At 60.2% G+C, this 18,662-nt stretch carries 19 protein-coding genes and 1 pseudogene; 12 read left to right on the top strand and 8 right to left on the bottom strand.

Features of this window, described 5'->3' with window-relative positions; genetic code table 11:
* The first annotated feature begins 94 nt into the window (after nt 1-94).
* Complete coding sequence (locus GNF76_RS10280; RefSeq protein WP_155583057.1) at nt 95-1,141, top strand: N-acetylmuramidase family protein; 1,047 nt, start codon at nt 95-97, stop codon at nt 1,139-1,141.
* Between the two features lies 1 nt (nt 1,142).
* Nucleotides 1,143-1,763: a hypothetical protein gene (locus GNF76_RS10275; protein ID WP_155583056.1), complete on the top strand. Its 621-nt coding sequence runs from the start codon at nt 1,143-1,145 to the stop codon at nt 1,761-1,763.
* A gap of 60 nt (nt 1,764-1,823) precedes the next feature.
* On the opposite strand, the gene GNF76_RS10270 is transcribed toward GNF76_RS10275, so the two are convergent.
* Nucleotides 1,824-2,687: a LysR family transcriptional regulator gene (locus tag GNF76_RS10270; RefSeq protein WP_155583055.1), complete on the bottom strand. Its 864-nt coding sequence runs from the start codon at nt 2,685-2,687 to the stop codon at nt 1,824-1,826.
* Nucleotides 2,688-2,789: 102 nt separating this feature from the next.
* Between GNF76_RS10270 and GNF76_RS10265 the strand changes: the two genes are divergently transcribed.
* On the top strand, nt 2,790-3,758 hold the full coding sequence (locus GNF76_RS10265; RefSeq protein ID WP_155583054.1) for a DMT family transporter: 969 nt from the start codon (nt 2,790-2,792) through the stop codon (nt 3,756-3,758).
* On the opposite strand, the gene GNF76_RS10260 is transcribed toward GNF76_RS10265, so the two are convergent.
* Nucleotides 3,672-4,043, bottom strand: coding sequence for a VOC family protein (locus GNF76_RS10260; protein WP_155583053.1), 372 nt, complete (start codon nt 4,041-4,043; stop codon nt 3,672-3,674). The two genes, GNF76_RS10265 and GNF76_RS10260, sit on opposite strands and share 87 nt — an antisense overlap.
* A 151-nt stretch (nt 4,044-4,194) precedes the next feature.
* On the bottom strand, nt 4,195-4,509 hold the full coding sequence (locus GNF76_RS10255) for a helix-turn-helix domain-containing protein (protein ID WP_155583052.1): 315 nt from the start codon (nt 4,507-4,509) through the stop codon (nt 4,195-4,197).
* A gap of 461 nt (nt 4,510-4,970) precedes the next feature.
* Here GNF76_RS10255 and GNF76_RS29925 point away from each other — a divergent pair.
* The 8 genes and pseudogenes from GNF76_RS29925 to GNF76_RS10220 form a co-directional block, all read left to right on the top strand.
* Nucleotides 4,971-5,300 (top strand): annotated as a pseudogene (locus GNF76_RS29925) (PAS domain-containing protein); the annotation flags it as partial.
* A gap of 357 nt (nt 5,301-5,657) precedes the next feature.
* Entirely contained in the window at nt 5,658-6,536 is an 879-nt protein-coding gene (locus GNF76_RS29920; RefSeq protein ID WP_379652561.1) for a methyl-accepting chemotaxis protein, read from the top strand.
* A gap of 18 nt (nt 6,537-6,554) precedes the next feature.
* Nucleotides 6,555-8,246 (top strand): putative bifunctional diguanylate cyclase/phosphodiesterase, encoded by a 1,692-nt coding sequence (locus GNF76_RS10245; protein ID WP_155583051.1) that lies wholly within the window; start codon nt 6,555-6,557, stop codon nt 8,244-8,246.
* A 142-nt stretch (nt 8,247-8,388) separates the two neighbouring features.
* Nucleotides 8,389-10,443: a DNA polymerase III subunit gamma/tau gene (gene dnaX, locus GNF76_RS10240; RefSeq protein WP_155583050.1), complete on the top strand. Its 2,055-nt coding sequence runs from the start codon at nt 8,389-8,391 to the stop codon at nt 10,441-10,443.
* 66 nt (nt 10,444-10,509) lie between these two features.
* Entirely contained in the window at nt 10,510-10,848 is a 339-nt protein-coding gene (locus GNF76_RS10235; protein ID WP_155583049.1) for a YbaB/EbfC family nucleoid-associated protein, read from the top strand.
* 271 nt (nt 10,849-11,119) lie between these two features.
* A complete protein-coding gene (locus GNF76_RS10230) occupies nt 11,120-12,154 on the top strand; it encodes an NADP-dependent oxidoreductase (RefSeq protein ID WP_155583048.1) in 1,035 nt (344 codons plus the stop codon).
* Between the two features lie 66 nt (nt 12,155-12,220).
* Nucleotides 12,221-12,823: a recombination mediator RecR gene (gene recR, locus GNF76_RS10225; protein WP_155583047.1), complete on the top strand. Its 603-nt coding sequence runs from the start codon at nt 12,221-12,223 to the stop codon at nt 12,821-12,823.
* A 196-nt stretch (nt 12,824-13,019) separates the two neighbouring features.
* On the top strand, nt 13,020-14,168 hold the full coding sequence (locus GNF76_RS10220) for an acyl-CoA dehydrogenase family protein (RefSeq protein WP_155583046.1): 1,149 nt from the start codon (nt 13,020-13,022) through the stop codon (nt 14,166-14,168).
* A gap of 127 nt (nt 14,169-14,295) precedes the next feature.
* Here GNF76_RS10220 and GNF76_RS10215 read toward each other — a convergent pair whose 3' ends face one another.
* A complete protein-coding gene (locus GNF76_RS10215; RefSeq protein WP_155583045.1) occupies nt 14,296-14,844 on the bottom strand; it encodes an adenine phosphoribosyltransferase in 549 nt (182 codons plus the stop codon).
* A 74-nt stretch (nt 14,845-14,918) separates the two neighbouring features.
* A complete protein-coding gene (gene fnr, locus GNF76_RS10210; protein WP_155583044.1) occupies nt 14,919-15,653 on the bottom strand; it encodes a fumarate/nitrate reduction transcriptional regulator Fnr in 735 nt (244 codons plus the stop codon).
* Nucleotides 15,654-15,808: 155 nt separating this feature from the next.
* Here fnr and GNF76_RS10205 point away from each other — a divergent pair, with 155 nt between their 5' ends.
* Complete coding sequence (locus tag GNF76_RS10205) at nt 15,809-16,273, top strand: hypothetical protein (protein WP_155583043.1); 465 nt, start codon at nt 15,809-15,811, stop codon at nt 16,271-16,273.
* 7 nt (nt 16,274-16,280) lie between these two features.
* Here the strand turns inward: GNF76_RS10205 and hemN are convergent, their stop codons facing one another.
* The 3 genes from hemN to ccoS form a co-directional block, all read right to left on the bottom strand.
* A complete protein-coding gene (gene hemN, locus GNF76_RS10200; protein WP_155583042.1) occupies nt 16,281-17,663 on the bottom strand; it encodes an oxygen-independent coproporphyrinogen III oxidase in 1,383 nt (460 codons plus the stop codon).
* 103 nt (nt 17,664-17,766) lie between these two features.
* Complete coding sequence (locus GNF76_RS10195; RefSeq protein ID WP_155583041.1) at nt 17,767-18,450, bottom strand: sulfite exporter TauE/SafE family protein; 684 nt, start codon at nt 18,448-18,450, stop codon at nt 17,767-17,769.
* Nucleotides 18,443-18,661 (bottom strand): cbb3-type cytochrome oxidase assembly protein CcoS, encoded by a 219-nt coding sequence (gene ccoS, locus GNF76_RS10190; RefSeq protein WP_155583040.1) that lies wholly within the window; start codon nt 18,659-18,661, stop codon nt 18,443-18,445. The genes GNF76_RS10195 and ccoS overlap by 8 nt, the downstream gene beginning before the upstream one ends.
* Between the last annotated feature and the right edge of the window lies 1 nt (nt 18,662).

Below are 18,662 nucleotides of genomic sequence, written 5' to 3'. Positions count from 1 at the left end.
CGCCACATGTTTCAATATATGACTGTGATGCACGGATGATATTAAAGTGATGGCCCTTGCTTGCCATCCTCAATAACTAATAAGGATGCGTGTCATGCAAAGCGTGCAAGGATTGCCCCGTCTTATCAGTGCTTCGGTCGGTGCCCCAGGCAAGGCACGCAACTTGCCCGCTGACGTTCAATGTATCCAGTACTTATTTAACCTGATTATTCCCAAGATGGGCTTTGCGCTGAATGAGAACGGCAAGTGTGACGGCCAGTTGGTGCAGTGCATCAGCCAGTATCAGTTCCGCCAGCTCAAGTACGCCCATCCCGATGGCGTCATCGACCCGACCGGCCGCACGTTCAACAGCCTGATCGAAGAAGCGATCAAGGTGCCGGTCAAGGTCAATCCGGCGCTACGTATCCCAAGTTTCCTCGGCGGTTTTGGCAATGCCAATTCGGAGATGATCCAGGCCACGGTCAATCACTACCTGGACCGTATGCGCGCAGTCATCGAAGCCGAGCGGCGCAACCGGCAGATGGTGCTCCAAGCCACGTGCGACGGGGGCATGACCCTTACTGACAAGGACTTTCAGAGCGCCGCCACCCAGCTGGGCAACGGTATCTCGGTGAATATCATCAAGGCATTTGCCACGGTGGAGTCGGGCGGGCGTTCCGGTTTTGGTCCAGCCAAGTTGCCGGTGATCGCCTTTGAGGGCCATCTGTTTCGCAAGTACACCAAACACAAATACGATCAGACGCACCCGTTGTTGTCCTACCCCTATTTGAAAAAAGCCGGGCCCCAGTGGCAGGCCAATAACAAGGATCAGACCAAAGCCTGGGAAACCATGGCCACCGCGTTTGGCCTGGACCAGGAAGCGGCCTTGATGTCGGCCTCCTGGGGTATGTTTCAAATCATGGGCTTCAATTTTTCGACGTGCGGTTACAAGACTGTTTTTGAATTTACCGCAGCCATGAAGATTAATGCCGGCAACCAGTTGAAGGCCTTCGTGGGCTTTTGCAGTAAAAGTTCGGCTTTGATCAAGGCCATGAAAAACAAGGATTATGCCGCGATGGCGTTGAACTATAACGGCAAGGATTATGGCGACTATGACTCGCGGATTAAAAAAGCCTACGAGGCGCTTGAAGGGAAAAAATAAGATGGCAATGACGCTTTCCACCCGATTGTTGGCTGCTGGTGTGTTTTCCTTTTGTGTAGCGGCTCCCGTGTTTGCCGCTGCTCCTGCACTGCATTCAGGCAAGTACGAGGCACTGATGCTGGCGGTAACGCCAGGGCATCAGGTCGAGGGTTTTTATGCGGAAGAGCGGGGTGAGGGCACAACGTTCAGTTGTGCTTTTTATCTGCAAGGCACGGTTGAGGCTGGCAAGCCTTCGGCAGTCTCCACGTGGTCTGATGAAGTCTACCCGGGCTCGATCGACGCGTCGGCGGACGGTGTGACCCTGACGGTCGAGAAAGGTCAGCAGCACCCTGGCTGCATGAATGTATTGATGCCTGATATCGCCACCGGTCTGGACCTGACCCAGACCGCCAGCAAAAAGTGGATCGGCCTGGTGACGGTCTCGGCTGACAAGGCGTTCCTGCAGAAGACCCCGCAGGTCGCGGCCGGTAAACGCCCTTATATCGTCAAGAACGATGTGGTGGGCGTGCTGGCGTACAAGAATGGCTGGGCCCAGGTGGAGTTCATTAATGACCAGGACCGATCCTTTACCGGTTGGATCAGCCAGGATCAGTACACTCGCTTGAGCGCACCGAAGAACTGAGGGTGCCCCCGCACCGCGACAGGCCTGGCCTGTCGCGGTGTTTTTTTGCCTGCAAGATACTCAGCCGAACGTCTCCCGCAGCAACCCGGCAAATGCGTCCCGGGCCAAGTGCCGCTGGGTGTCTTTGTGCCAGAACAGCAGGTTGTCCACTGCTGCCAGTTCGTCGAAGCGATAGGACGTCAGTTGGTTGGCCTGCTCGTAGCGAGCCAGGATGCCTTCTGGGGCCAACGCCACGCCAATGCCCGCACTGACGCAACCGATGATCGTGCCCCAACTGGCGTAGCTGGCAATGGCTGGCTTGATATCGTGGGGTTTGAGCCAATTCTCCAGGGCGGCGCGGTAAGGGCAGCCGGGCGGCCAGACCAGCAGGGTGCGGCCGGCCAGATCCCTGGCGTCTGCAATAGGAGCGCTGGAGGCGCTGGTGATCAGCACCAGACGTTCGCTGTAGACCACGCTTTGTTCGAGTTTGGGGCGTTTGCCGCCTGCTGCCACCAGCGCCGCATCCAGGCGATGGTGTTGCAGGTCATCGAGCAACTGTGCCCAAGCGCCAGTCACCAACTCCAATTCCACTTGCGGGTAGCGCCGGTGGTATTCGGCAAGCAGCGGAGGCAGACGGCCGCTGGCGCTGGATTCCACTGCACCGATGCGTAATTTGCCGCGAGGAATGGCGTTGCTGTCGACCGCACGCTTGGACTCCTCCACCAGCGCGAGGATACGCTCGCAGTAGTCGAGAAACACTTCGCCGGCAGCACTGATCGCCAACCCGCGTCCGGCGCGAATGAACAGCGGTGTGCCCAGCTCGCTTTCCAGTTGCTTGATGCGCGTGGTGATGTTCGACGGTACGCAGTGCAATTGCACGGCGGCCTGGGCCACGCTGCCGGTTTGCGCCACGGCTTTCACCATTTTCAGTTGGGCCAGTTCCATCGCTCAGTTCCAGTGATTACAGAAGTCAGAAACGGTTAATTGTCCTGCACCTTGCCCAGGACAAGACTGACGGCATTCCCCTTCAGTTTCTGGATGCCGTCGATGAATGCCCCGTCTCCCGTAAAGCTTACGCTAGTCACTGCCAGCGTGATCCTCTGTTGGGCGTATTCGCCCATTGGAATTCACGTGGCGCTGCATGGTTACAGTCCTGGCCAACTGGCCTTGGCGCGGTTTCTGATTGCCTCGCTGTTTATGGCGGGCGTGGCGTTGGTGGTGCGAATAGAGCGGCCTCGGCTGCGGGATCTGCCGTGGCTGCTGGTACTGGGATTTTTCGGGATCTTCCTGCATCACCTGTGCCTCAACCAGGGCCAGCAGTGGGTGACGGCGGCGGCTTCCAGTGTGCTGGCGCAATCGGTGCCACTGTTCAGTGTGCTGGTGGCGTTTGTCTGTTTGAAGGAGCGGGTGAGCGGCTGGCGTTGGGGATGTGTGCTGCTGGGGCTGACAGGGGTGTTGGTGGTGATCTGGGGCGAGCGCGGCCTGGGTGAGATTGATCCGCGCGGCCTGCTGATTCTGTTGGCGGCGATCTCGTGGAGTGTGTATTTCGTTATTCAAAAGCACTATTCCCGCCGCTACAGTCCGCTGACCACGGTGTGCTACACGGTGTGGTCAGGGACGCTGTTGCTCGGCGTCTATTTGCCAGGCTTGCCTGCGGTGGTGGTGCAGGCGCCGCTCTCGGCCAACCTGGCGGTGCTGGTGCTGGGTGTCTTCCCCAGTGCCTTGGCGTATCTCGCCTGGGCCTATGTGTTGAGGCATGTCGAGGTGAGTCGTGCGTCGGTGGCCTTGTACCTGGTGCCGCCGGTGGCGATGGTGATGGCGGCGACGATGCTTGGGGAGCAGGTTTCAATGCGTGTGGTGATGGGCGGTCTGATCGTGCTGACCAGTGTGGGCGCCATCAGCCTGGAAGGGCGCTGGCGCCGTCAGCCATTACTGGCGCACGGTGAACACACGCAGGCGGTGGCCATCGGGATCCAGGGCGGTAAAGGTGTAGCCAAAATCCATCTCGACGGGTGATTGCGCAATGTTCACCCCCTGGTTGACCCAGTGTGCATGCAGTTCATCCACGGTTGATGGCTCGGCGACGCGAAACCCAACCTCGCAGCCGCCCCCGGTGGCCTGGGCGGACGGCTCTGCGGCGTGCCGGGACCAAAGGCCAAGCTTGACGCCGTTATCGAGCATGAACAGGGCAAAGGTGGGGTTCAGCGCTACTGGCGGCTTGTCCAACAGACGGCTGTAGAAGTTGGCGCTGGTGGCGGGACTGTCGACGTACAACAGGAAGTAGTGGTCGAGGATCTGCATGATGGCTCCATGGAAGCTGGCAGCAATGGCGCGGCTCAGTCCCGTGAAGTCTAAGGGCCTGTCCTGTCAGTTCATGTCAGGAGTCGATGAACAAAGAGCAGACAACCCGGGTTGTCTGCTCTTTTTGCTACGGGTACTGGTGTTGCGAGCTCTAAGGCTTGGACAAGGCCTGGTCTACCGCCGCGATCAGCTTTCCCAGATCCTTCGGGGGGGCTTTGTGTATGACACCGAACAGGTAAGCGCGCTGTTCATCCTCGTCGACCAAGTCTGCGAAAAAGACTGTCAGCTTCACTTCCAACGCCTCTGCAAACAAAAACAGAGCCTCCACGCTGGGTGTATAGGTGCCGGTTTCGAAGCGGCTGATGGTTTTAGGGTCAAAACCGGTTTTTTCACCTAGTTCAGCCTGAGTAAGCCCGGCTACCTTGCGGTAGCGCCTGATGGCTGGACCCAAACTTGAAATTTGCATCGCTCAATTCCCATTTAGAATCAAGAACTTAACGATAAATCTTAGAATTAGACAACCGCTCGTACCATCACCTTTTCTTGCAAAATGTGATGTAATTCGTAGAATTGGTATTTAGGACAAGTATTTGGTGGTCTCGTTTCAGAAGGCAGGTTTATGAAACAGGAAATCATTGCTTTCTTCCTACTCTCATAAAGGTGCCTATAAGTCGGACGCTTGGCAGGGGCTAAAACGTCGCTCGTCAGTGCCGCTGCACCACCCCGCCTTTCGTGCCAGATACCCGTATTCAAGCCTAGTTGATCATCAAAGAATCGACGGTGAATTGCTGTGCAAAACCGTGGCTTCGCCGCCGATTGTGGCCAACCAGCCGATTGACGGCATAGCCGGACTAGAAATGCGAATCGACCCATCCTGCCTACCCGGCAGTCGACAGGGCGATCGAATGCTGTTCATGGAGCTTTAACGTGCGTCTCAACCTGCCGGTCACCGATGTTGAACAAACTTTTGGGGAGCAGCAACGGCTTATTTCCGCGACTGACGTCAACAGTCATATTACTTACTGCAACGCCGAATTCGCCGCCATGAGCGGTTTTACCCAGGCGGAGCTGATCGGCAGCCCCCACAATCTGGTGCGCCACCCGGATATGCCGCCCGCCGTGTTTCAACTGATGTGGCGCTACCTCAAGGCTGGGCAAAGCTGGATGGGCGTGGTGAAAAATCGTTGCAAGAACGGCAACTATTACTGGGTCAGCGCTTATGTGACACCGATCCTTGAGGATGGCCGGCTGGTGGGCTACGAGTCCGTGCGGGTCAAGCCCACCCGCGATCAGGTGCGTCGAGCCGAAGCCTTGTACGCCCGGTTGCTGGCGGGCAAGTCTGCCGTTTCGGCAAGGCGTCGGATCGCCTCTACGGCCCGGGCACTGGCGTTACCGTTGGTGGCTGCTGCGGCTTCGATCGGTGCCTTCCAACTGATTCCCGTGGCATGGGCGCAAGCACTGACCGCGGGTCTGTTTCTGGGCGTGGGTGTTTGGGCACAGCAGCGCCTGGGGCAGCAGCTTCAGCAAATTGTTCAGCACACTCCGAATACCTTTTCCGACCCGATCAGCGCCTTGACCTATAGCGACGCCACCGGCTCGGCTGCACAGTTGGAAATGATCCTGATCAGCGAGGACGCACGGTTGAAAACTGCCCTGACGCGTCTTGGCGACCTGGCCACCCAGATGGCCGAGGCCGCCAGCGACTCCAGCGTATTGTCGAGCAACACCGAATCAGCGCTGCTGGAGCAGCGGGCCGAAACCGATATGACGGCCGCCGCCATGACCGAAATGGCGGCCTCCATCGCCGAAGTCGCGGTGCATGTGCAGCAGACCGCCAATGAAGCCCACACCGCCAATGGCTTGGCCGAACAAGGCAGCCACGTGGCCGGTACCTCGCGTGAGGCGATCCAACTGCTGGCCGGCACCGTCACCCAGATCAACCAGGCCGTGGGTAACCTGGCCGGGCAGACCCAGGCAATCCAGGTGGCCGCGAGCATGATCCAGGCCATCGCCGACCAGACGAACCTGCTGGCCCTCAACGCCGCCATCGAGGCCGCCCGCGCCGGCGAGCAAGGGCGCGGGTTTGCCGTAGTGGCTGATGAAGTGCGGGCGCTGGCGGGCAAGACCCGTGAGTCGACCGAGCAGATCCAGGGCATTATCCAGAACCTGCGGGCCGGCGCCGATGATGCGGTCGATATCGCCAGCCTGGGTATTCGCGAAGCCGAGCAGGGCGTGCAGCAGGTGCTTGAGGCACAACAGGCGCTGCAAGGCATTCGTCAGGCGGTGGAGCGTATCACTGACATGAGTCAGCAAATGGCCGCCGCCTCCCAGGAGCAATCCCACGTCGCCGAGGAAGTTTCACAACAGATCAACAACGTCGCCGCCACGGTGCAAAAGACAGCGGGCAATGCCAACGCTGCAGTCCTGCGTGGCAGGGAACTCGAAAGCATCTCTTCCGGGTTGCGCGCCCTGGTCGAGCGGTTCAACCGCTAGCCAATGTGAGCCTGACTCATGGAAGAGAAATACCGCAGGGCCGTGGATGCAGCCGCCATTTTCTCCGAGACAGATCTCGCAGGCTGCATCACCTACGTCAATGATCAGTTCTGCGGCATGTCCGGCTACAGCCGCGAAGAGTTGCTGGGGAAGAATCACCGGATCCTCAGTTCCGGGCTGCACCCCGAGGAGTTTTTCCAGGGAATGTGGAGCGCCATCAGCCAGGGCCGGGTCTGGCGTGGCGAAATCTGTAACCGCGCCAAGGACGGCACGTTGTATTGGGTCGACAGCACCATGGTGCCATTGCTCGATGAGCAGACCGGTGAGGTGCAGAAGTATGTGTCGATTCGCTTTGATGTCAGCGAAAAGCGCCAACTGCTGCACACCTTGCAGTGGCGGGTCGGCCATGACGTGCTGACGGGGTTGCCGAACCGCGCTTACTTGTCTGAGTTGCTCAACCAGTCCCTGGAGTTTTCCCGTAGCGAAGACATTCCGTTGGCGCTGTGCATGCTTGACCTGGACGGGTTCAAGGCGGTCAATGATGGTTACGGCCATGCCTGCGGCGACCTGCTGCTGGTGGAGGTTGCCAGCCGTCTGCGGGAAATCATCCGTGGCGAGGATGTGGTGGCCCGGCTCGCGGGTGACGAGTTTGTGCTGATCCTGCGTTACGTGCGTGACATCGACGAACTCAACAGAGCGTTGATGCGCATCCTCAAGTCGATCTCCGAGCCGTATTCGATCCAGGGCGCGGAGATCAATGTGTTTGCCAGTATCGGCGTCACCTTGTTTCCCCTGGATGATGAGGACGCCGACACTTTGCTGCGCCATGCCGACCAGGCCATGTATGTGGCCAAGCAGAGTGGGCGCAATCGTTTCCAGCTGTTCGATGTCTCGCTGGAGCAGGAGGTCAAGGCGACCCACCAGACGGTGCAGCAGATTCGCCAGGCCCTGGCGGCGGGCGAGCTGTGCCTGCATTACCATCCCAAGGTCAATCTGCGCTGCGGTACGGTGGTGGGGTTCGAAGCGCTGTTACGCTGGCAACACCCTGAACGCGGGCTGGTAGCACCGGGGGATTTCTTGCCCTTGATCGAGCAGACCGACCTGATCGTCGACATCGGCGAATGGGTGATGAACCAGGTCCTGACCCAAATGTATCAATGGCAAGGGGCAGGGCACTGCTGGGCGGTCAGCGTGAACATTGCGGCGCGGCATTTCCAGCGGGCGGACTTCGTTGAGCGGCTGCAGCAATTGCTGGCGCAGCACCCTGGTGTGGAGCCGCATATGCTCGACCTGGAAATCGCCGAGTCAGTGGCCATCGACAATATCCAGCGGGTCACCCAGCACCTTGAAGCCTGCCAGGCCCTGGGCGTGCGGTTTTCCCTGGATGATTTCGGCACTGGCTATTCGTCCCTGAGCTACCTCAAGCGTTTGCCCACCCAGACCATCAAGATCGACAGATCCTTTGTCCGCGACATTCTCCACGACAAGGATGACCTGGCGCTGACCAAGGCCGTCATCAGCCTGGCCCGGGCCTTTGGCCGTGAGGTGATCGCCGAGGGCCTGGAAACCCTGGAGCATGGCCAGTTGCTGATGCGCATGGGTTGCGAAGTGGCCCAGGGCTATTTCATTGCGCAGCCCATGCCGGCGGGTGAGGTGCCCGCTTGGGTCGATGGCTTTGCGCCTCCGGTGCAGTGGTTGAGGGGCGAATGAGCCAGGCTGGACGCCCGCAGGTTCAGGCTTTTCAACGGGTCGTAAGACCCGTTTAGTCAGATTAGGCGAGCGTGCCGGATGCAATTTCCCCCCTGCTCCGCTAGCATTACCCGCTTCCGCTTCCCAGTTGCGACGGTTTTCGATGAGTTATCAGGTTCTTGCACGTAAATGGCGTCCGCGCTCGTTCCGCGAAATGGTCGGCCAGACCCATGTGCTCAAGGCTCTGATCAATGCCTTGGACAGCCAGCGGCTGCACCACGCCTACCTGTTCACCGGTACCCGGGGTGTCGGCAAGACCACCATTGCACGGATCATCGCCAAGTGCCTGAACTGTGAAACAGGCATCACGTCGACGCCCTGCGGCACCTGTTCGGTGTGCCGGGAAATCGACGAAGGGCGGTTTGTCGACCTGATCGAGATCGATGCCGCGAGCCGCACCAAGGTCGAAGACACCCGTGAACTGCTGGACAACGTGCAGTACGCACCGAGCCGTGGTCGCTTCAAGGTTTACCTGATCGACGAAGTGCACATGCTGTCCAGCCACTCGTTCAACGCATTGTTGAAAACCCTGGAAGAGCCGCCGCCCTACGTCAAATTCATCCTGGCCACCACTGACCCGCAGAAACTCCCTGCAACGATTTTGTCGCGGTGCCTGCAGTTCTCCCTGAAGAACATGACCCCGGAACGGGTGGTCGAGCATTTGACCCATGTCCTCGGTGTCGAGAATGTACCGTTCGAAGACGATGCCCTGTGGTTGTTGGGTCGTGCCGCCGATGGTTCGATGCGCGATGCCATGAGCCTCACCGACCAGGCCATCGCTTTTGGCGAAGGCAAGGTCATGGCTGCCGACGTGCGGGCCATGCTCGGCACCCTGGACCATGGTCAGGTGTTCGATGTGCTGCATGCGCTGATCGAAGGCGACGCCAAGGCGTTGCTCGAAGCGGTGCGTCACCTGTCCGAACAAGGTCCGGACTGGAATGGTGTGCTTTCGGAAATTCTTAACGTGCTGCACCGTGTGGCCATCGCCCAGGCCTTGCCAGAAGGGGTCGACAACGGCCATGGCGACCGCGACCGCGTGCTGGCCCTGGCCCAGGCGCTGCCGGCCGAAGACGTGCAGTTCTACTACCAGATGGGCCTGATCGGCCGTCGTGACCTGCCCCTGGCGCCGGACCCGCGAGGCGGCTTCGAAATGGTCCTGCTGCGGATGCTGGCGTTCCGGCCCGCCGATACGGCAGATGCACCGAGACAGCCGCTAAAGCCAGTGGGGATCAGCCAGGCCACAGTTGATTCCGCCAAACCAGTGGCTGCGGCGGTTGTCGCGCCAGTGGTTGCGCCGAGTATGGTGGCGCCGGAGCCTGTTGTACCTGCACCTGTTGTTGCCGAGCCAGTCGCCGCGCCAGAGCCGGTTGTCGAACCTGTGCCTGTGGAAGCCGTGGTCGATCTGCCCTGGAACGACCCGGCAGAAGCGGTTGTCGAGCAACAACCCGCTGTCGAACCGGTGCTGGAAACCGCCAGCGAACAGCCTGAACTGACGCCCATGCCTACGCTGACCCCGGACAGCGTGGTGCCGGATGCGCCGGAGTGGGTCTCGGCGCCGGTGCCGGAACCCACTATTGCTGACGTGGACGCCGCGACGCCGGGCACCGACCTCGATGACGAGCCGCCGCTGGACGAAGACTACATCGAGCCGGATATGGATTCGGCCTACAGCTACCTCGACGATCTGGCCAGCGAACATACCGCCGAGCCCGCCCCGGAGCCTGAACCGGAACCTGCGGCGATGCCGGCCACCGGCCTGGCGCTGCAGTGGCTGGAGCTGTTCCCGAAACTGCCGATTTCCGGGATGACCGGTAGCATCGCCGCCAACTGCACCTTGATCGCCGTCGATGGCGATCACTGGTTGCTGCACCTGGACCCGGCCCACAGCGCGCTGTTCAATGCCACCCAGCAGCGCCGGCTCAACGATGCCCTGAACCAGTACCACGCACGCACCCTGACCATCAGCATCGAACTGATCAAGCCCGAGCAGGAAACCCCGGCCCAGGCAGCGTCCCGCCGTCGGGTCAACCGCCAGCGCGAGGCTGAGGAGTCGATCCACGGTGATCCGCTCATCCAGCAGATGATGGAACAGTTTGGTGCGGTGGTGCGTCACGATACTATTGAACCTGTCGAAGCCCCGGTGGCAGCACAGGGCTAATAATTGAAGGCGTGGTGCCTGCGGGCACCACGCTGTCTTGATCCACGTACTTTTGAGGTGATTCCCATGATGAAAGGTGGCATGGCCGGCCTGATGAAGCAGGCGCAGCAGATGCAGGAAAAAATGGCCAAGATGCAGGAAGAACTGGCCAACGCCGAAGTCACCGGTAAAGCCGGTGGCGATATGGTCAGTGTGGTGATGACAGGCCGTCACGACATCAAGCGTGTGAGCATCGACCCAACTGTATTGCCCGGCGCGAGTGAAGACGACCTGGAAATGCTCGAAGCCCTGTTCGCCGCGGCCGTCAACGACGCCGTGCGCAAGATCGAAGCCAACAGCCAGGACAAAATGTCCGGCGTGACCGCTGGCATGCAACTGCCTCCGGGTATGAAGCTGCCGTTCTGATTCAAGAGCGGGATCACAAAAATGCCAGGCCTCGTGCCTGGCATTTTTGTTTCGCTTGAGAGGCTTGTTGAAGGGGCTATCGTCATCGCGGGCAAGCCGGCTCCCACCATTTGACTGAGTGCTTCCTGAAGCATACGGTCAGAGGTGGGAGCCGGGCTTGCCCGCGATGAAGGCACCTCGGTGCCTGTGACGAAACATCGAACCTCAGACTCTCAATCATGGTCTGCACCCTATACCGTTGAACTCACTCACCGATAAAGGAGCCTCGCTGATGACTCAAGAACCGACTCTCAACCAGCGCATCGTCCTGGTCTCACGGCCACAAGGCGCTCCGGTGCCGGAAAATTTCCGCCTCGAACGCGTGACCCTGCCGGACCTGGCCGATGGCCAGGTCTTGTTGAAGACGCTGTTCCTGTCCCTGGACCCTTATATGCGTGGCCGTATGAGCGACGCACCGTCCTACGCCGCTCCCGTGGAAATCGGTGAAGTCATGACCGGTGGCGCTGTCAGCCGTATTGAACAGTCGCGCAACCCGAAGTTCTCGGTCGGTGACGTGGTAGTCGGCTCCACCGGCTGGCAAAGCCATAGCATCTCTGACGGTCGCAACCTGATACCGGTACCCAAGGGGCTGGCCAGTCCATCCATGGCCCTGGGCGTACTGGGCATGCCGGGCATGACCGCCTACATGGGCCTGACAGACATCGGTCAGCCCAATGCCGGGGAAACCCTGGTGGTGGCGGCAGCATCCGGTGCGGTGGGCTCGGTGGTGGGCCAGGTGGCCAAGCTCAAGGGCCTGCGGGTGGTGGGCGTGGCGGGCGGTGCGGACAAGTGCCGGTATGTGGTCGACGAGTTGGGCTTTGATGCCTGTATCGACCACAAGAGCGCCAGCTTTGCCGATGACCTGGCTCTGGCCTGCTTCAAGGGGGTGGACATCTATTTTGAAAACGTCGGTGGCAAGGTGTTCGATGCGGTCGTGCCGCTGCTCAATCCCAAGGCGCGGATCCCGCTGTGTGGCCTGATCGCCAGTTACAACGCCCATGAAGCGCCCGGTGGCCCTGACCGGTTGCCGGCATTGCAGCGCACCTTGCTGACCAAGCGCGTGCGGGTCCAGGGCTTTATCGTGTTTGACGACTACGGCGATCGTCAGCCTGAATTCCTCAGTGCCATGGTGCCCTGGGTGCGCGATGGCAAGATCAAGTTCCGCGAGGATGTGGTCGATGGCCTTGAACAGGCCCCTGAGGCTTTTATCGGTTTGCTGGAAGGGCGCAATTTCGGCAAGTTGGTAGTGCGTGTCGCACAAGATTGAGCATTTGACGCTAATCCGGGGCGCGGGTATAAACCGCGTCTCGTTGTTTTGTCGGACCTTGCCCTCATGAGCTTCAGCCCCCTGATTCGTCAACTGATCGATGCCCTGCGCACCTTGCCAGGTGTGGGTCAGAAAACCGCCCAGCGTATGGCGCTGCAACTGCTGGAGCGTGATCGCAGCGGCGGCTCCCGATTGGCCCTGGCGTTGAGCCAGGCCATGGAAGGGGTGGGCCACTGCCGTTTGTGCCGCACCCTCACCGAGGAAGAACTCTGCCCGCAATGCGCCGACCCTCGCCGCGACGACACGCTGCTGTGCGTGGTCGAAGGGCCGATGGATGTGTATGCGGTGGAACAGACCGGTTATCGCGGCCGCTACTTTGTACTCAAGGGTCATCTGTCGCCGCTGGACGGCCTGGGCCCGGAAGCCATCGGCATTCCGCAACTGGTGGCGCGGATCGAAGAGCAGGGCACCTTTACCGAGGTGATCCTGGCCACCAACCCGACGGTGGAAGGTGAGGCCACGGCGCATTACATTGCACAGTTATTGACCAACAAAGGGTTGATCACCTCGCGTATCGCCCATGGCGTACCGCTGGGCGGTGAGCTGGAACTGGTGGACGGCGGCACCTTGGCTCACTCGTTCGCCGGGCGTAAGCCAATCGCCCTCTAAACAACACCGCAGAACAACTGTGGGAGTAGGCTTGCCTGCGATGGCGTAGTACCAGGCGACATCATCGTCACCGACCTGACGCTATCGCAGGCAAGCCAGCTCCCACACTGTTTGTGTTGAGCTTGAAGGTTTCATTTGGCTTGATAACCAAGCAAGCGCTTGGTAAGTTCGCTCCACCGTCTCGTGGAGCTTGCCGATGTCTGCCTATCAGGAATACTTCGACCCCAGCCACCAATTGGTCCGCGATAGCGTGCGCCGCTTTGTCGAACGCGAGATTCTGCCGGGTATCGAGCAATGGGAAGAGGCTGAAAGCTTCCCTCGTGAGCTCTACCTCAAGGCGGGTGCGGCCGGGATTCTTGGTATCGGCTATCCCGAAGCCCTCGGCGGCAGCCACGAAGGGGATCTGTTCGCCAAGGTCGCTGCGAGCGAAGAACTGATGCGTTGCGGCTCCGGTGGTGTGGTGGCGGGCTTGGGTTCGCTGGATATCGGCTTGCCCCCCATCGTCAAATGGGCCCGGCCCGACGTGCGCGACCGTGTCGCACCGCTGGTATTGTCCGGCGAGAAGATCATGGCCTTGGCAGTCACCGAACCGGGTGGTGGGTCCGATGTCGCCAGCCTGCAAACCCGTGCGGTGCGCGACGGTGAGCATTACCGTGTCAGCGGTAGTAAAACCTTTATCACCAGCGGCATACGTGCCGACTTCTACACCGTGGCCGTGCGTACCGGCGGGCCGGGGTTCGGCGGTATCAGCCTGCTATTGGTGGAGAAGGGCACGCCGGGCTTCACCACTGGCCAACCGCTAAAGAAAATGGGCTGGTGGGCGTCAGACACGGCTGAACTGTTCTTCGATGATTGTCGGGTGCCGGTGGGCAACCTGATCGGTGTCGAGAACATGGGTTTTGCCTGCATCATGGGCAACTTCCAGAGTGAACGCCTGGCCCTGGCGTTGATGGCCAACATGACCGCACAGCTTGCCCTGGAGGAGAGCCTGAAATGGGCTGCCCAGCGCGAAGCGTTCGGCAAGCCTATCGGCAAGTTCCAGGTGCTCAAGCATCGCCTGGCGGAAATGGCCACGGCGGTGGAAGTCTCCCGGGAGTTCACCTACCGCCAGGCCGCGAAGATGGCCGTCGGCCAGAGCGTGATCAAGGAGATTTCCATGGCCAAGAACGTTGCCACCGACACCGCCGACCGCGTGACCTACGATGCCGTGCAGATCCTCGGTGGCTTGGGTTACATGCGCGGCAGCCTGGTGGAGCGGCTGTGCCGGGACAACCGGATCCTCTCCATCGGCGGCGGGACCCGAGAAGTGATGAACGAAATCATCAGTAAACAAATGGGGCTGTGAGCAGTGTTGTTCTCTCGGACGCCATCGCGGGCAAGCCCGGCTCCCACAATGAAATGCGATCACCTGTGGGAGCCGGGCTTGCCCGCGATGACATCAGTCCAATCAACCCAAGGCCTGGATCGAACGATTATTGTTCGGTCAGCGCGAACTGGGTCAGGCAAAACGTCGGGATTCCCATGTCTTCCAGGCGCTGGGAGCCTCCCAGTTCCGGCAGGTCGATAATCGCCGCCGCTTCGAAAATCCGCGCGCCCATGCGTCGCGCCAGGTTGGCCGCCGCAACCAAGGTACCGCCGGTGGCGATCAGGTCATCGAACATCAGCACAGAATCACCTTCGCACAGGCTATCGGCATGCACTTCCAGGAACGCCTCGCCGTATTCGGTCTGGTAACCCTCGCTCAACACATCCGCCGGTAATTTGCCCTGCTTGCGGAACAGGATCAGCGGTTTGTTCAGTTGATAGGCAATGATTGAACCGATCAGGAAGCCCCGGGCATCCATCGCGCCAATGTGGGTGAAGTCGGCTTCGACGTAGCGGTGGGCAAAGCTGTCTGCCACCAGGCGCAATGCCCGTGGGGATTGGAACAGCGGCGTGATATCGCGAAAGATCACCCCCGGCTTGGGAAAGTCGATGACTGGGCGAATCAGGGATTTGATGTCGAATGAATCGAAGACCATCGTCGGGGTGTCCTGGGAAGAAGGGCGGCTGGGCAGTATAACCCGCGACCGAACCTCGGTCGCGGGCGTCTGGATCAGCCTTCCAGGGAGCCTCCGGCCAGGGCGCAAAGCTGGATCGGGTCGAGGATATGCACTTCCTTGCCCTCGGCGGCGATCAACTCGTTCTGCTGGAAGCGGGTGAACACTCGGGACACGGTCTCCACCGCCAGCCCCAGGTAGTTGCCGATTTCGTTGCGCGACATGCTCAGCCGGAACTGATTGGCCGAAAAGCCTCGGGCGCGGAACCGCGCGGAGAGGTTGACCAGGAAGGTGGCGATACGTTCGTCGGCGGTTTTCTTCGACAACAGCAGCATCATCTGCTGGTCGTCGCGAATTTCCCGGCTCATGACCCGCATCAATTGCCGGCGCAATTGCGGCAATTGCAGCGCCAGTTCATCCAGGCGCTCGAAGGGAATTTCACACACCGAGGTGGTCTCCAGCGCCTGGGCCGACACCGGGTGCGTCTCCGTGTCCATGCCTGACAGACCAACCAGTTCGCTGGGCAGGTGGAAGCCGGTGATCTGCTCTTCGCCGCCATCACTCAAACTGAAGGTCTTCAACGCACCCGAGCGCACTGCGTAGACGGAATCGAACTGGTCGCCCTGGCGAAACAGAAACTCACCTTTTTTCAGCGGGCGACCACGTTTAACGATTTCGTCCAGCGCGTCCATGTCTTCCAGATTCAGCGAAAGTGGCAGGCAGAGGGGGGCCAGGCTGCAATCCTTGCAGTGGGCCTGGTTATGAGCGCGCAGTTTGACTGGCTCGGACATTTCTTAAATCCTTGTGGGAAATCACACATAAGACGTAAGGGTACCGCACTGGGGGCGGGTCAGGCCAGCGTGTACAAGAAGCCGGTCGGGGTATAAAGAATGTTCAACAGCCGCCGATGAACTGGTATTGACCCACGAGCCAGGAGGCTCAAGCCATGCTTTCCTTCAGTACCAATCTTGCAGCACACACGGTTATTCCTACAGTACCTGAGCCGAAGAAGGTGAATGCCGAGGACGACAACTCGGTTGTTCCTGTTGCTGCTGAGTCCAAGCCTGGTGTGGCTGTCACTATTTCCGGTGCGGCCATGAAAGCGGCGGCGGCGGAGAATGCTTCCAACAATGATATCGACGACAGCGGGCTGGCCGATAACGTTAAGCAGTTGCTCAAGCTGATTCGCCAGATCAAACAGCAGATTGCCGAGAAACAGGCGGAGATGGCCGCAGTGATGGCTGACAAGAACCTCAGCCCTGAACAGGCCCAAGCCAGGCTCGGCAGTTTGCAGTCGGCCATTAGTACGTTGCAGGCGGGCTTGACGGCGGCCCAGGCATCCCTGCTCAAAGCCATGAAAGACATGAGCTCGGATGACGCCATGAAGACCGCCAGTCTCGCGATGAAGTAACCGACCTTCAGATCACCCGTGAAAATCGCTGCCTATTCTGTTGTTCCAGGTAGGCATCGAACACCATGCACACCGAACGCACCAGCAGGCGTCCCGCCGGCAAGACATGGATGCCCTGGGCGTCGAGTTCGATCAGGCCGTCCTTGGCCATGGCTTCCAGCTGCGGCCAGAGCGCTGCGAAGTAGCCGCGAAAATCAATATTGAAGGCCTGTTCGATCCCCTCGAATACCAGGTTGAAGTTGCAGATCAACTGTTGAATCACTTCCCGCCGCAACCGGTCATCCGGGTTGCACACCAGGCCACGGCTGGTGGCTAGTTGTGCGCCGGCGAGGGCGTTCTGGTAGTGGTTCAGGTCGCTGCTGTTCTGACAGTACAGGTCACCGATCTGGCTGATGGCCGACACCCCAAGCCCGATCAAATCGCAATGCCCGTGGGTGGTGTAGCCCTGGAAGTTGCGCTGTAGCGTTAATTCTTCCTGGGCGATGGCCAGTTCGTCATCCGGCAGGGCGAAGTGGTCCATGCCGATGTAGCGGTAACCGGCGTTGGTCAGTTGCTCGATGGTGGTTTGCAGCATCAACAGCTTTTCGGCCGGGGCAGGCAAGTCAGCGGTGTTGATCCGCCGCTGGGGCATGAAACGCTCCGGCAGGTGGGCATAGTTGAACACCGACAGGCGGTCGGGTTGCAGGCTGATCACTTCCTCCACCGTACGGGCGAAATTCAACGGCGTCTGCTTAGGCAAGCCGTAGATCAGGTCGATGTTGATAGAGCGAAATTGCAGGGTACGTGCCGCGTCGATTACCGCCCGGGTCTCTTCCAGGCTTTGCAGGCGATTGACCGCCCGCTGCACGTCGGGGTCCAGGTCTTGCAGGCCGATGCTCACACGGTTGAAACCTAACTCTCGGAGCAGGCCCATGGTGGACCAGTCGGCTTCCCGTGGGTCGATTTCGATGCCGTAGTCGCCGGAGTCATCGTCCAGCAGGTTGAAGTGCCTACGCAATTGGGCCATCACCTGGCGCAGTTCGTCATGGCTGAGAAAGGTCGGTGTGCCACCGCCAAAGTGCAGTTGCTCAACCTTCTGGCTGGGGTCCAGGTGGCAGGCCAGTAACTGGATTTCCTGCTCCAGGCGTTGCAGATAGGCCTGAGCGCGGCCGCGGTCCTTGGTGATGACTTTGTTGCAGGCGCAGTAGTAGCAAATATTGGCGCAGAACGGCACGTGCACGTACAGCGACAGAGGCCGTACGGCCTTGCGACTTTCGCGCAGGGCGTGGAACAGGTCGAAGGTGCCGACCTGGCTGTTGAATTGCACGGCAGTGGGGTACGAGGTGTAACGCGGCCCCGCCAAGTCGTAGCGGTGAATCAGATCGGTATCCCAACGAATGGCGTCGAGCATGCGGGCGCTCCCCCGGATAGGCTAGTGGGCCGAGTCTAGGGGGAGTGCCGGCGGGCCATCTTGATTTGCATCAACGGGGAGCGGCGCTATGCCACAGGGCGACTCAGTGGCCCATTAGCCAATGCTGGTGGGGCCCGGGCAAGGTCCAGAGACCGAACAGCATCACCAGCAGGCCGCCGGTCATTCGCACACTGCGTTTGCGCAACAGCGCAGTGACGCGCTCAGCCGCGAGCCCGGTAGCCAGCAACACCGGCCAGGTGCCAAGGCCGAACGCGAGCATCAGCAATGCGCTGTCCAGTGCATTACCTTGGCTGGCGGCCCAGAGCAAGGTGCTGTAGACCAGCCCGCACGGCAACCAGCCCCAGAGCGCGCCCAGCAGTAACGCCCGGGGCAGGCTGGACACCGGCAGTAAACGGTTGGCAATGGGCTGGATATGGCGCCACAGGCCGCGACCGAGGCTTTCGATTCGGGTCAGGCCGCTCCACCAGCCAGCCAGGTACAGGCCCATGGCAATCAACAACAGACCTGCAAGGATGCGCATGAACATCGCTGCCGGGCTGTTGGCCACGGCCCAGCCTGCCAGGCCGATCAGCAGGCCGGCGCTGGCATAACTGAGGATTCGTCCCAGGTTGTAGGCCAGCAGCAAGCGAAAACGCCGGCTGCGTTGTTCCTTGGGAATCGCCAGGGTCAGTGCGCCCATCAGTCCGCCGCACATCCCCAGGCAATGACCGCCTCCCAACAAGCCAAGAATGACTGCCGAGACCAGCAGTGGCGCCAGCTCAAGCATGGGGTGGGTCTTTGGGTTTTGAAGGTTGATCAGGCCCGTTGGCTTCGTCGACCGCTGCCAAGTGATTGGGGTCCTGATCGTCGAACAGCACACTGTGGGCCGGGCCGTCGAGGTCGTCGTACTGGCCGCTGTCCACCGCCCAGAAGAAGATATAAATGGCGATGGCCACGATCAACAGCGCTGCCGGAATCATCACGTAAAGAGCTGGCATC

Origin of the sequence: Pseudomonas spelaei, from assembly GCF_009724245.1 — a bacterium.
In the GTDB taxonomy this organism is placed as follows: Bacteria; Pseudomonadota; Gammaproteobacteria; order Pseudomonadales; family Pseudomonadaceae; genus Aquipseudomonas; species Aquipseudomonas spelaei.
This window is presented reverse-complemented; position numbering and strand designations above follow the sequence as displayed.

Bases quoted from the DNA above. Each gene is read 5' to 3' on its own strand.
- GNF76_RS10280 (WP_155583057.1), top strand. From the start codon at position 95: ATGCAAAGCGTGCAAGGATTGCCCCGTCTTATCAGTGCTTCGGTCGGT.
- GNF76_RS10275 (WP_155583056.1), top strand. From the start codon at position 1,143: ATGGCAATGACGCTTTCCACCCGATTGTTGGCTGCTGGTGTGTTTTCC.
- GNF76_RS10270 (WP_155583055.1), bottom strand. From the start codon at position 2,687: ATGGAACTGGCCCAACTGAAAATGGTGAAAGCCGTGGCGCAAACCGGC.
- GNF76_RS10265 (WP_155583054.1), top strand. From the start codon at position 2,790: ATGAATGCCCCGTCTCCCGTAAAGCTTACGCTAGTCACTGCCAGCGTG.
- GNF76_RS10260 (WP_155583053.1), bottom strand. From the start codon at position 4,043: ATGCAGATCCTCGACCACTACTTCCTGTTGTACGTCGACAGTCCCGCC.
- GNF76_RS10255 (WP_155583052.1), bottom strand. From the start codon at position 4,509: ATGCAAATTTCAAGTTTGGGTCCAGCCATCAGGCGCTACCGCAAGGTA.
- GNF76_RS29920 (WP_379652561.1), top strand. From the start codon at position 5,658: ATGATCCTGATCAGCGAGGACGCACGGTTGAAAACTGCCCTGACGCGT.
- GNF76_RS10245 (WP_155583051.1), top strand. From the start codon at position 6,555: ATGGAAGAGAAATACCGCAGGGCCGTGGATGCAGCCGCCATTTTCTCC.
- dnaX (WP_155583050.1), top strand. From the start codon at position 8,389: ATGAGTTATCAGGTTCTTGCACGTAAATGGCGTCCGCGCTCGTTCCGC.
- GNF76_RS10235 (WP_155583049.1), top strand. From the start codon at position 10,510: ATGATGAAAGGTGGCATGGCCGGCCTGATGAAGCAGGCGCAGCAGATG.
- GNF76_RS10230 (WP_155583048.1), top strand. From the start codon at position 11,120: ATGACTCAAGAACCGACTCTCAACCAGCGCATCGTCCTGGTCTCACGG.
- recR (WP_155583047.1), top strand. From the start codon at position 12,221: ATGAGCTTCAGCCCCCTGATTCGTCAACTGATCGATGCCCTGCGCACC.
- GNF76_RS10220 (WP_155583046.1), top strand. From the start codon at position 13,020: ATGTCTGCCTATCAGGAATACTTCGACCCCAGCCACCAATTGGTCCGC.
- GNF76_RS10215 (WP_155583045.1), bottom strand. From the start codon at position 14,844: ATGGTCTTCGATTCATTCGACATCAAATCCCTGATTCGCCCAGTCATC.
- fnr (WP_155583044.1), bottom strand. From the start codon at position 15,653: ATGTCCGAGCCAGTCAAACTGCGCGCTCATAACCAGGCCCACTGCAAG.
- GNF76_RS10205 (WP_155583043.1), top strand. From the start codon at position 15,809: ATGCTTTCCTTCAGTACCAATCTTGCAGCACACACGGTTATTCCTACA.
- hemN (WP_155583042.1), bottom strand. From the start codon at position 17,663: ATGCTCGACGCCATTCGTTGGGATACCGATCTGATTCACCGCTACGAC.
- GNF76_RS10195 (WP_155583041.1), bottom strand. From the start codon at position 18,450: ATGCTTGAGCTGGCGCCACTGCTGGTCTCGGCAGTCATTCTTGGCTTG.
- ccoS (WP_155583040.1), bottom strand. From the start codon at position 18,661: ATGCCAGCTCTTTACGTGATGATTCCGGCAGCGCTGTTGATCGTGGCC.